The sequence below is a fragment of the Bacillus manliponensis genome, assembly GCF_000712595.1.
Classification (GTDB): domain Bacteria; phylum Bacillota; class Bacilli; order Bacillales; family Bacillaceae_G; genus Bacillus_A; species Bacillus_A manliponensis.
The window spans coordinates 1-11,397 of sequence record NZ_JOTN01000007.1 but is presented as its reverse complement, the minus strand read 5'-3'; the positions used below and the strand labels follow the sequence as shown (position 1 = coordinate 11,397).

Genomic DNA, 11,397 nt, shown 5'->3' with positions numbered 1-11,397 from the left:
AAATCCCCAGCAATATTCACTATTATACTGCAAGAGGAAGAACAAACCAATTACAACCTATTATTTATTTTCATATTCTTCAAACGACCAAAGTGGTGCTTGATATGCTTCCTTCGTTAAAAAAGTCATATAATCGTTTGCTGTTAACGTTAACACATCATTTACAAGCTGATATAATCTTACATTACTATCGACTTTTTTCCACTTTCGTTTCTTTAAGCATTTCCAAACGTCTTCTTCCGTAACCCTATCGTATCCGAGCATTTGAAACTCTTCTACTTTACTATTTAATACGATTTGCAACTGCTCACGATACGCCTCTACTAAATCCTCTTTCCCGACCACTTCCATCACATCTCCTTCTCATTCACCAGCAAAAGCCCAGTTTCTATTACGCTTATTTGAAATGCTTGTCATTCTTGTCTCATCGCTGCATATAAATTATTGTAAATCATTCCAATGATTTTGAGAAGGTAGGAGAAAGCTATGACAAGACAAACATTTTTACGGGGCGCTTTCATTTTAATGCTCGCTGGTTTCATTACAAAAATACTAGGATTCATAAACCGCATCGTAATGGCACGTATTTTAGGTGAAGAAGGCGTCGGCTTATATATGATGGCTGTCCCAACTTTTATACTCGCAATTACACTCACACAAATTGGTCTTCCCATCGCCATTGCAAAACTAGTTGCTGAAGCAGAAGCAGTAAATGATAAACAAAAAGTGAAAAAAATATTAACAGTTTCTCTAGCAATTACATCTATCATTAGCATTATTTTAACAGTTGTCATTATGCTCATCGCACCAATTTTAGCAAAAACATTTCTAACAGATGAACGCACATATTATCCATTAATAGCTGTGTTACCTGTCGTACCTGTCATCGCTATCTCATCTGTTTTGCGTGGTTATTTCCAAGGAAAGCAAAATATGAAACCAAGTGCTTATGCGCAAGTATTAGAACAGGTTGTTCGTATTACCGTTATCGCTGTATGCATTCGCCTTTTTTTGCCGTACGGTGTTGAATACGCAGCAGCTGGAGCAATGCTTTCTGCCGTCCTTGGAGAAGTTGCATCACTTTTGTTTTTATTAACACTCTTTCAACGAGATAAACAACTTTCAATTCGTTCAAACTTCACAAGTACCGTGAAAAAGAGTAAAGATACATTCCATTCCCTAATGGATATTGCACTTCCTACAACAGGAAGCAGACTCATTGGCTCTTTGTCCTATTTTTTTGAACCAATTGTTGTCATGCAAAGCTTAGCAATTGCCGGAGTTGCTGCTTCTGTTGCAACGCAGCAATATGGTATGTTAAACGGATACGCTTTTCCACTTCTATCCCTTCCAGCATTCATTACATACGCACTTTCTACTGCCCTCGTACCTTCAATTAGCGAAGCGATGGCAAAGCGACAACACCGTTTAGTAGAACATCGCTTACAACAGGCTTTACGCATTTCACTTATTACCGGTGGTTGGTCCGTCGTGATTTTATACGTTTTTGCTTCACCTATTTTAACACTCATGTATGGTTCAAATAGCGCTACACATTTCATTCAAGTTCTCGCACCTTGTTTTTTATTTCACTATTTTCAAAGCCCACTTACATCTATTTTGCAAGCATTAAACTTGGCAAGAGCTGCCATGATGAATACATTAATTGGTGCAGTCGTGAAACTAATTGTCATTTTCGCACTTGCTTCTCGCCCAGAATTTCAAATGATGGGTGTTGCTCTTGCCATTGCCACAAACATTGTAACTGTAACAATACTTCACTATGCAACTGTCTTAAAAAAAATTACATTCACAATTTATGCAAAAGATTACATATATGGCTTTCTTGCAATCATCACTGCTGGAACATTCGGCTTTTACATCCATGAACATATTCTCTTCTCTACTTCATTACTTGTTGAAACGTTACTAGAAATTGTCGCAACAACAACTGTTTATATTACACTGCTTATATTATTTCGTCTTATTCGAAAAGATGAGATCGGGCGCTTTCCTATTATCCGTAAGCTATCATTCTTTAAATAGCAATATAAAAAGCCTATTCGAAGTTACGCTATCGCGGCACTTTCAATAGGCTCCCCCACTTTTTTTGCTATTTATCTTTCATATCTACAAAAAATTCACCGTCTTGAAACGTACAATACGAAATTTCTCTTATCTTGTTATAGCCTAATTCACTTAGCTTTTTATATAACCACGTTTCTGACTGATCAATCATTTGCAAATGTTTCCCTTGAATCTCTCCATCGATAATAAGCGGTAATGTAAAATGAACAGGATGATCACTCGCTTTATGGAAAACAGATAATTTCCCAGAAGCTTCTAAAATTGCATATTGAACGTCCCGTATATCCCCAATCCCCTCTTCACGCAGCTGCATCAATAAATCATCCATATTGTAGCGTTGTTTTCGCATTTGGTTTTCATCAATTTTTCCGTCACGTACGATAATAGCTGGTTCTCCATCTATTAGATGACGAAGTTTTTCACTTTTTAACGACAACTTAGCTAAGGCAATTTGGATTATCACAATGACAAACATAGGCAAAAGCTGGAGCCAAAGTGACTTGTCATAATCAATAATTGCAACAATTCCTAATTCCCCTAGCATAATAAAAACAACAAGATCTAAAATACTGAGCTCACCAATTTCTCGCTTACCCATAATCCGAAAAATAATGAGCATAACAAAATATAATAAAACAGTGCGAAAGCCAATTTCTAAAAACTCCATATGTAAATTCCCCTTCTTTGTTTTCTACCAATTAGTGTTTCCGCTCGAAAAAAAATTAGTCTAACTTGTCACACTTGAAAATATGCTTGTATAAAGTGAAACTTCAATCAATGGGTGCTTCTCCATCCCCACTGATTGCTAGTTGAACCAATCGGGCTTTTACGGGCTGTTAATCCCCCACTTAAACTTCCTCGCTTCTCTCAAGTTTTGAGGTGGGAGCCTTACAACCCGCAAATAGCGAGATTCGAAAAGGGGGGAACTAGATGGAAGGAACAAAAAGGCTGTCCATTGCAGTTGGCTTCGGCATCATCACATTGCTCATTTTTGCCTGTATGACAAGTTTATTTATTGCGATGCTCTTAAAATTTACAAATATAAGTGAAAATGTGTTATCTATTGTCGTTATGGTACTTGCTATTCTTTTTATGCTCATTTCTGGATTTATTGCCGGAGCAAAAGCACAGGGGCGTGGATGGTTTGTCGGAGCTGTTACTGGTGTTACATTCTTTATACTTGTCTTTCTCGTAAACTATTTAGGTTATGATAAAGCTTTATCAAACTCACAGCTCCTCTATCAATGTATACTGATTGCAGCAAGCACAATTGGAGGAATATTTGGAGTTAATTTAGCAAAACGAACGTATTAAAAAAAGCCCTGTGTAGACAGGGCTTTTCATTAGTTTTTCACAACTTCACGTACAGAGTTGCGATCGAATGTAAGGTGTGAACCACCAGATTTCACAACGATTTTTGTGTCTTCTACTGATTCAACCGTGCCGTGTAAACCACCGATTGTCACGATTGTATCACCTTTTTGTAAATTATTTTGCATTTCTGCTACTGCTTTTTGACGCTTTTGTTGCGGGCGAATTAATAAGAAATAGAAAATCGCAAACATCGCAACGATCATGATAATATTCATCATACCTGCGTTCATGTTCTTTTCCTCCTTTTATTATGTATATTTTTAGAAGTTTTTAGCATTCGGTTTATTAAAGCCGTACTGTTCAAAGAACTCTTCACGGAAGTCACCTAAACGATCTTCACGAATGGCTTGTCTCACCTGCTCCATTAATTTTAACAGAAAATGAAGGTTATGATAAGACGTTAAACGAATTCCGAACGTTTCGTCACATTTCATTAAGTGACGGATGTACGCACGGGAGTAATTTGTACATGTGTAGCAATCACACTTCGGATCAAGTGGTCCGAAGTCTTTTGCATACTTCGCGTTTTTCACAACAAGGCGACCTTCACTTGTCATACATGTACCATTACGCGCAATACGAGTTGGTAATACACAGTCGAACATATCAATACCGCGCATTGCCCCATCAATTAGTGAATCCGGAGAACCTACCCCCATTAAGTAACGAGGCTTGTTATCTGGAAGAAGTGGTGTTGTAAACTCAAGGACACGGTTCATAATATCCTTTGGTTCACCAACAGATAAACCACCAACTGCATAACCTGGGAAGTCCATCGAAACAAGATCTTTTGCGCTTTGACGACGAAGTTCTTCAAACTCACCGCCCTGTACAATTCCAAATAATCCTTGATCTTCAGGACGTGCGTGTGCTTTTAGACAACGCTCTGCCCAGCGGCTCGTACGCTCTACTGATTTTTTCATGTACTCATATGTTGCTGGGAATGGTGGACATTCATCAAATGCCATCATAATGTCAGAACCAAGCGCGTTTTGAATCTCCATCGCTTTTTCTGGTGATAAGAACAGTTTATCTCCATTTAAGTGATTACGGAAATGAACACCCTCTTCTTCAATGCGGCGAAATTCACTTAAACTAAATACTTGGAATCCACCTGAATCCGTTAAAATCGGACGATCCCAGTTCATAAATTTGTGTAAGCCACCTGCTTCTTGTACAATTTCATGACCTGGACGTAACCATAAATGATACGTATTACTTAAAATGATACCAGCGTTCATTGCTTTTAGTTCTTCAGGCGACATTGTCTTTACTGTCGCAAGCGTTCCAACTGGCATGAAGATTGGCGTTTCAAATGATCCGTGCGGCGTATGAACACGGCCTAAACGCGCACCTGTTTGTTTACATGTTTTAATTAACTCATAACGAATTGCTGTCATACCTTTTCTCCTTTTTATGTCTACTTTCCTTCTGTATGCGTAGCGATAAACATTGCATCACCAAAGCTAAAGAAACGATATTTTTCCTTTACAGCTTCATTGTAAGCATGAAGGACATGCTCTCTTCCTGCAAACGCACTTACAAGCATAATTAATGTTGATTTTGGTAAGTGGAAGTTTGTGATAATACCATCAACTGCTTTAAATTCATATCCTGGATACATAAAGATATCCGTCCATCCAGAAGCTGCTACAAGCTTACCATTATTGTTTGTTGCGATCGTTTCTAGCGTACGAGTTGACGTTGTACCAACTGTAATAATGCGGCCACCTAATTCTTGCACTTCATGTAAAGTACGTGCAGTTTCTTCCGACATATGATAGTACTCCGCATGCATTTCATGTTCTTCAATTGTATCAGCGGAAACAGGACGGAATGTACCAAGTCCAACGTGTAACGTAATAAATGCTAAACGTACACCTTTTCGCTTTAACTCTTCTAACAGTTCTTCTGTAAAATGAAGACCCGCCGTTGGTGCTGCTGCCGAACCAATTTCACGCGCAAATACAGTTTGATAACGGTCTCGATCATCTAATGTTTCTTTAATGTAAGGCGGAAGTGGCATTTCACCAAGTTCATCTAAAATTTCATAGAAAATACCGTCATATGAAAACTGTAAATGACGTCCTCCTTGCTCTCCTGTTCCAACACATGTTGCCTTTAACTTTCCTTCGCCAAACGAGATGATAGTTCCTTCTTTTACTCGCTTTGCAGGTTTTACAAGTGTCTCCCAAGTATCTCCATCTTCTTGCTTTAATAAAAGCACTTCGATATGTGCGCCTGTATCTTCTTTCACACCATGCAAACGCGCTGGCATTACTTTTGTTTCATTTAACACTAAGCAATCGCCTTCATGTAAATAAGAAAGAATATCCGTAAAACGCTTATGTTGCATTTCACCCGTTTTGCGGTCTAATACCATCAGTCTTGATGTTTCACGTTGCTCAAGCGGCGTCTGTGCAATCAATTCTTCTGGTAAATGAAAATCAAATAAATTAATATCCATACCTTTTGTTCACCTATTTCTATTTCAATCGATTTATGACGTACATAATAAAAGATAATACAACACTTACTACAATACATGTAACGACCGGAAAGTAAAAGGTAACGTTTCCTTTTTTCACAAAAATATCTCCCGGAAGCTTTCCGATAAACTTCCAAGCAAGCCCTACTACAATTAGGAGTGCACCAGCTGAAATCAACAACTTTGACATATCCATCATTGCTTTGGCATCTCCATTCCAAAGTGTTCATATGCAAGTGGTGTTACAATGCGCCCTCGTGGTGTTCGCTGCAAAAAACCAATTTGCAATAAATATGGCTCATATACATCTTCAATTGTGTGCGATTCTTCGCCAATTGTTGCCGAAACCGTTTCTAAACCAACCGGACCACCACGGAATTTCTCAATAATACCAAGCAATAATTTATGGTCAATATGGTCGAGTCCTAGTTTATCTACTTGCAGTAGTTCGAGCGCCATTTGTGTAATCTCCATCGTAATTGTACCATCACCACGCACCTGTGCAAAATCGCGTACACGTCTTAATAAACGGTTAGCAATTCGCGGCGTACCTCGTGCACGTCTTGCAATCTCTAAAGCAGCAAGTGAATCAATTTCCACTTCGAATACTTCAGCAGTACGCTCTACAATAGCAGATAATTGGTCTATCGTATAGTACTCAAGGCGAGATAATACACCAAATCGATCGCGAAGCGGCGCTGATAACGCACCAGCACGCGTCGTTGCACCAACAAGTGTAAATGGAGGTAAATCGAGCCTTACTGAACGTGCAGTTGGCCCCTTTCCAATCACGATATCTAAACAGAAATCTTCCATTGCCGGATAAAGAACCTCTTCAATCGAACGTGGCAATCGATGGATTTCATCAATAAATAATACATCTCCAGGCTGAAGTGCCGTTAATACTGCTGCTAAGTCACCAGGACGCTCAATTGCTGGTCCTGATGTCGTTCGCATATTTACGCCCATTTCATTTGCAATAATGTTTGCAAGCGTCGTTTTACCAAGCCCTGGTGGACCATATAATAATACGTGATCTAACGTTTCCTCACGCATTTTTGCTGCTTCAATAAAAACCTCTAAATTATGCTTTGCTTTATCTTGGCCAATATATTGACGGAGATTTTGTGGCCTTAATGAATATTCTAAATCCGTATCTTCGTATGCAGATTCTCCTGACACGAGACGTTCATCCATATTCATCACCTCTTACCATTTAGTAAAAGACTCAGTGCCTTTTTAATGTATTGATCCGTTGTCATCGATTCTTTTAATAGCTCTGGTACAACGCGGTTCACTTCTCGTTCCGCATATCCAAGTGCCCGTAATGCCTCTAACGCTTCATCAAGCTCTACTGAAGATCCCTTCTTCTCATCAAAACGGTCTTCTGCTGAGAATAAATCAACGAATGCATCCGGCACAACATCGGCAAGTTTTCCTTTTAGGTCGAGAATCATTTGACGAGCTGTCTTTTTCCCAACGCCTGGGAACTTCACAAGAAATTTCTCGTCCTCATGTTCAATCGCTTGCACTACTTGTCCCGTTTGACCAGATGCTAAAATTGCAAGCGCACCTTTTGGTCCAATCCCTGATACACCTAATAACTTTGTAAATAATAAACGCTCTTCACGCGTTTTAAATCCGTATAATGACATCATATCTTCTCTTACATAGTGGTATGTATACACGCGAATGTTTTCTTTACTTCTTTGGAATACATATGGATTTGGCGTGAAAATTTGATACCCAATTCCGCTATGATCAAGAACAATATATTCCGGTCCAACATATTCCACATAGCCTGTAATATATTCAAACAAAATTGTATCTCTCCCTCTCAAATCATGTACTCCATTTTACCATAAATAGCAGCACATATGCGACATCTCCCCAACAAATGTTCTATTTCATATTTTTGTTGACAGATGGAGAAGTTAAGATTAATATGGATTAGCCGATAATGATTATCAATCACAATTAAAAGGAGATACATCAAGATGAAACAGAAATTATCTATTTTATTCGCAATCATTCTTCTTGTTCTTACAGTAGTTGGATGTAATAATGCTACGAAAGAAGAAGCAAAACCAAAAAAAGAAGAACCAACAACAAAAGTTGTAAAACATGCACAAGGTGAAGTTGAAGTTCCAACAAACCCAAAACGTATCGTTGACTTATCTGGTTCAACAGAAGATTTATTACTTCTTGGTCATAAACCAGTTGGTACAGCAAACACATACAAAGATGAAATTCAAGCACACTTAAAGGATAAATTAAAAGGTGTACAAGCAGTAGGTTGGTATTGGGCACCAAAAGTTGACTTAGAAGCAGTCGCTGCTTTAAAACCTGATATGATTATTTTAAACAACCGTCAAGTAAAAATTTATGATCAACTAGCAGGAATCGCACCAACAGTTGTATTAGAAACAAACTTAGAAGACTGGCGTGGTAAATTTAAAGAAGTCGCTCGTCTTGTTGATGAAGAGAAAAAAGCTGATAAGTGGATTGCTGATTATGATAAGAAAGCGGCAGCTTTATCTAAAAAAATAAAAGCAAAAACAAAAGATGAAGACTTCATGTTCCTTGCTGTAACACCACAAAACTTCCGTGTGTACGGTAGCTTCGGATACGGAGACATTCTTTTTAATGACTTAAAACTTCCAGCAACAAAAGGTACAGACTTAAGCCAAACGATGGCACAAGTATCATTAGAAGGTCTCGTTGATTTCAATCCTGACCATATGTTCCTTGTAAACTTTGGCGGCGAAGCTGATAAAGTTTATGAAGACTACAAAAACAGTGCCGTTTGGAACAGTAACAAAGCTGTTCAAAGTGACCACGTATACGAAGTGACAAACGAAGTGTTCAACACACAAGCATTCAATCCAATTGGAAAAGATATGCTAATTGATGAAATTGCAAAAACAATTTTAGAAAAGAACTAAACTCTTTTAAATCAACTATTAAAAAATAAACTGCGTGTGATTATTCACACGCAGTTTATTTTTTTTGTACCGTATATTGCTTCATTTCTTCTATCACTTTAACAAAACGCTCTTTTGACTCTATACGAATGCCACGCTTTAACTGATTTCGTTTATAACTTTTTAGCTTTTTCATATCAATTTGAAAAAAAGAATGAATCGCATTCTCTTTCCTCGGTACACCTTCAAACGTTTGTAAAATCCCTTCTTTTGAAACACCAAAATAACCGTTTATTTTTAACAAAGGAGAAATATCTTGAATACGCTTTTGCAAAACAACTTGCTCATCATTCCGATCAACTAATTGCCAATCATCGTATTTTTTTAAAAATGTTTCTAAACTCGACACGTTTTCCGTAAAAACTTCTTCACTCACTTCACCATCTAAATATGTCCGCTCCAACATTACCTTAATCCGAGGTTCTTCTACTGGGGTATGAGTAGCTGCCGATACCGTATTATATGTTCCAAAAACAAAACATAGTACAAGCATCGAATGAGCTAGCATGATGATAAATCTCATTTGATCTCACCTCTATTAGGAAAATGAATACTTTCACTCATATTTTTTCCTGTAGCACAATTTTTATCCTTCTTTTTCATAATCTACATTCCTTATAAAAAGAGGGATTTTATGTTTTTCATTTTTTAGTAACGCCACTTATATATTTCCTTACATTTTTAACTTTTTCTCCATTCAATTCAAGAGTCTGGGAACCGGAATACTTCTAACCTTTTACAACCTCGCATATACCACTGAGTGTTAGCCTGACCAATCGGGCTTTTACGGACTGTTAATGCGGGATCAACGGGATAATCCTTATTTTGATTGGTATTTTCACAAAAAAAGCAGAGTAAGGCTTTTCCCTACTCTGCTTTAAATATTAAGTATAATAAGAAAGACGCCTGTCATGCAGGCGTCTTGATGCGTTCACGGCGAGAGACCAGGCGGCCACATCCGCGTGTTTAGCACTTAAGCATATCTCTCGTCTTACGTGAATTAGCTCATCGCTTTACTAATATAACATTAGTCACAAGAAAATGCAACAATAATTAAGCAAAACTTTAATTAGTTGGAGTTTCACAGCCCGTTAATGCGAGATAAAAAGGGAGGGAGTACCCCTTCCCTTTTCCCATTAACGGAACGTATCATTAAAATCATCACGTACATTACGGAACATATCTGTTATATCGTCATTAAAATCATTTGTAACTGTTCCTGTACGTAATCGATTATTCACTTCATCAACACGCTCAAACATATCATCTTTTACCGTTACATAAATGCTACGGTTTTTCGCATATGGTGCCGCAGCTTTACGCACCTCTTCAGCCAAAGCCTTTTCGTTTGTATGTTTGTTCGTTTTTACCGCAATTACAACTTCATCTCCATATACAACAGTAGACACGCGTTCAACGTTATCCATTCGTTCTACACGATTTGAAATCTCTTCTGCTGTTTTGCCATCTCTATTGACATAGCCGTTATTCATTGTAATGTTGCGAGTTGGATATGGGTTTCCAACTTGGCCATGATAGTTACGATCGCCATAATAATTATAACCTGCACCATCTTTATACGAAACATAATCCATATGACGACCGTTACGCGTTACGTAATCTTTTCCATTATAATTTGATGTACGTTCATAATTATAAGCATTATTTCTATCTATTGCTTGATCATCTGGTTCTGGATTACACGCAGCCAATGCACTAGTAACTAACAATGAAGCGGCAATGATTTTCACCTTTTTGTTCAATACAAAAACCCCCCTTGTTAGAAATGAACCTTTTCTTAAAGGCTCTATCTTATCATGAGTAAGTGGGGGGGTTTTTAAACTGTAAGTATTTTACTTACCATGTCAACACTCAACAAGCTACTCTTTCCAAATAAAACGCCACTGACTACAGTTTCCTTTTAGTCATCCTTTTCACTCTCTCCAAATAAAGAGGACGGTTGTTGACTATAATACATTGTGCCTGGTTGGGGCGGATATGGTACATATGGTTGACGTTGATACGGATCATATGCCACACCTGGTTGTGGACTATATGGCGGTACAGGACGACTTCCATCACAACCACAGTCCTCTTCTTCCATCATATTTTGGGTCGGTGTATAATTCATATTATAGCTTGGCATTTGTTGCATGTACGGCATTTGATAATGCTGATTTGGCATTGGATTATTCCCCATCATCGGCATTATATTTGGCATCGGGTTATTCCCCATCATTGGCATTACATTTGGCATCGGATTATTCCCCATCATCGGCATTATATTTGGCATCGGGTTATTCCCCATCATTGGCATTACATTTGGCATCGGGTTATTCCCCATCATCGGCATTACGTTTGGCATCGGGTTATTCCCCATCATTGGCATTACATTTGGCATCGGGTTATTTCCCATCATCGGCATCACATGTGGCATTTGATTGTTTTCCATCATCGGCATCA

General features: G+C 38.2%; 13 protein-coding genes and 1 pseudogene. 3 read left to right on the top strand and 11 right to left on the bottom strand.

Translation table 11 applies throughout. The features are described from left to right. Window positions 1-60: 60 nt before the first annotated feature. Window positions 61-345 carry a post-transcriptional regulator gene (locus BAMA_RS09875; RefSeq protein ID WP_034638941.1) on the bottom strand — a complete coding sequence of 95 codons (285 nt, stop codon included), beginning with the start codon at window positions 343-345 and terminating at the stop codon, window positions 61-63. Window positions 346-486: 141 nt separating this feature from the next. Here BAMA_RS09875 and spoVB point away from each other — a divergent pair, with 141 nt between their 5' ends. Next, window positions 487-2,046, top strand: a complete 1,560-nt coding sequence (gene spoVB / locus BAMA_RS09870) for a stage V sporulation protein B (protein ID WP_034638670.1) — start codon at window positions 487-489, stop codon at window positions 2,044-2,046. Between the two features lie 67 nt (window positions 2,047-2,113). On the opposite strand, the gene BAMA_RS09865 is transcribed toward spoVB, so the two are convergent. Next, on the bottom strand, window positions 2,114-2,755 hold the full coding sequence (locus tag BAMA_RS09865; RefSeq protein WP_034638669.1) for a DUF421 domain-containing protein: 642 nt from the start codon (window positions 2,753-2,755) through the stop codon (window positions 2,114-2,116). Between the two features lie 263 nt (window positions 2,756-3,018). Between BAMA_RS09865 and BAMA_RS09860 the strand changes: the two genes are divergently transcribed. Next, window positions 3,019-3,402 carry a TIGR04086 family membrane protein gene (locus tag BAMA_RS09860; RefSeq protein WP_034638668.1) on the top strand — a complete coding sequence of 128 codons (384 nt, stop codon included), beginning with the start codon at window positions 3,019-3,021 and terminating at the stop codon, window positions 3,400-3,402. A gap of 29 nt (window positions 3,403-3,431) precedes the next feature. Here BAMA_RS09860 and yajC read toward each other — a convergent pair whose 3' ends face one another. The 6 genes from yajC to ruvA are packed head-to-tail and all read right to left on the bottom strand — an operon-like array spanning window position 3,432 to window position 7,770. Beyond that, a complete protein-coding gene (gene yajC, locus BAMA_RS09855) occupies window positions 3,432-3,692 on the bottom strand; it encodes a preprotein translocase subunit YajC (RefSeq protein WP_034638667.1) in 261 nt (86 codons plus the stop codon). Between the two features lie 30 nt (window positions 3,693-3,722). Further along, window positions 3,723-4,862 (bottom strand): tRNA guanosine(34) transglycosylase Tgt, encoded by a 1,140-nt coding sequence (gene tgt / locus BAMA_RS09850; RefSeq protein WP_034638666.1) that lies wholly within the window; start codon window positions 4,860-4,862, stop codon window positions 3,723-3,725. A gap of 20 nt (window positions 4,863-4,882) precedes the next feature. After that, window positions 4,883-5,929 carry a tRNA preQ1(34) S-adenosylmethionine ribosyltransferase-isomerase QueA gene (queA, locus tag BAMA_RS09845; protein WP_034638665.1) on the bottom strand — a complete coding sequence of 349 codons (1,047 nt, stop codon included), beginning with the start codon at window positions 5,927-5,929 and terminating at the stop codon, window positions 4,883-4,885. A 19-nt stretch (window positions 5,930-5,948) separates the two neighbouring features. Next, on the bottom strand, window positions 5,949-6,149 hold the full coding sequence (locus BAMA_RS09840) for a DUF2905 domain-containing protein (RefSeq protein ID WP_034638664.1): 201 nt from the start codon (window positions 6,147-6,149) through the stop codon (window positions 5,949-5,951). Beyond that, a complete protein-coding gene (ruvB, locus tag BAMA_RS09835; RefSeq protein WP_034638663.1) occupies window positions 6,146-7,147 on the bottom strand; it encodes a Holliday junction branch migration DNA helicase RuvB in 1,002 nt (333 codons plus the stop codon). Before ruvB ends, BAMA_RS09840 begins: the two co-directional genes overlap by 4 nt. Before the next feature lie 5 nt (window positions 7,148-7,152). Continuing rightward, window positions 7,153-7,770 (bottom strand): Holliday junction branch migration protein RuvA, encoded by a 618-nt coding sequence (gene ruvA / locus BAMA_RS09830; RefSeq protein WP_034638662.1) that lies wholly within the window; start codon window positions 7,768-7,770, stop codon window positions 7,153-7,155. A 177-nt stretch (window positions 7,771-7,947) separates the two neighbouring features. Between ruvA and BAMA_RS09825 the strand changes: the two genes are divergently transcribed. Further along, complete coding sequence (locus tag BAMA_RS09825) at window positions 7,948-8,895, top strand: iron-hydroxamate ABC transporter substrate-binding protein (protein WP_034638661.1); 948 nt, start codon at window positions 7,948-7,950, stop codon at window positions 8,893-8,895. A 55-nt stretch (window positions 8,896-8,950) separates the two neighbouring features. Here the strand turns inward: BAMA_RS09825 and BAMA_RS09820 are convergent, their stop codons facing one another. From BAMA_RS09820 to BAMA_RS24740, 3 genes and pseudogenes are all read right to left on the bottom strand, one after another. Beyond that, a complete protein-coding gene (locus BAMA_RS09820; protein ID WP_034638660.1) occupies window positions 8,951-9,457 on the bottom strand; it encodes a BofC C-terminal domain-containing protein in 507 nt (168 codons plus the stop codon). A gap of 613 nt (window positions 9,458-10,070) precedes the next feature. Beyond that, a complete protein-coding gene (locus tag BAMA_RS09815) occupies window positions 10,071-10,697 on the bottom strand; it encodes a YhcN/YlaJ family sporulation lipoprotein (RefSeq protein WP_034638659.1) in 627 nt (208 codons plus the stop codon). 158 nt (window positions 10,698-10,855) lie between these two features. After that, window positions 10,856-11,397 (bottom strand): annotated as a pseudogene (locus BAMA_RS24740) (SafA/ExsA family spore coat assembly protein); the annotation flags it as partial.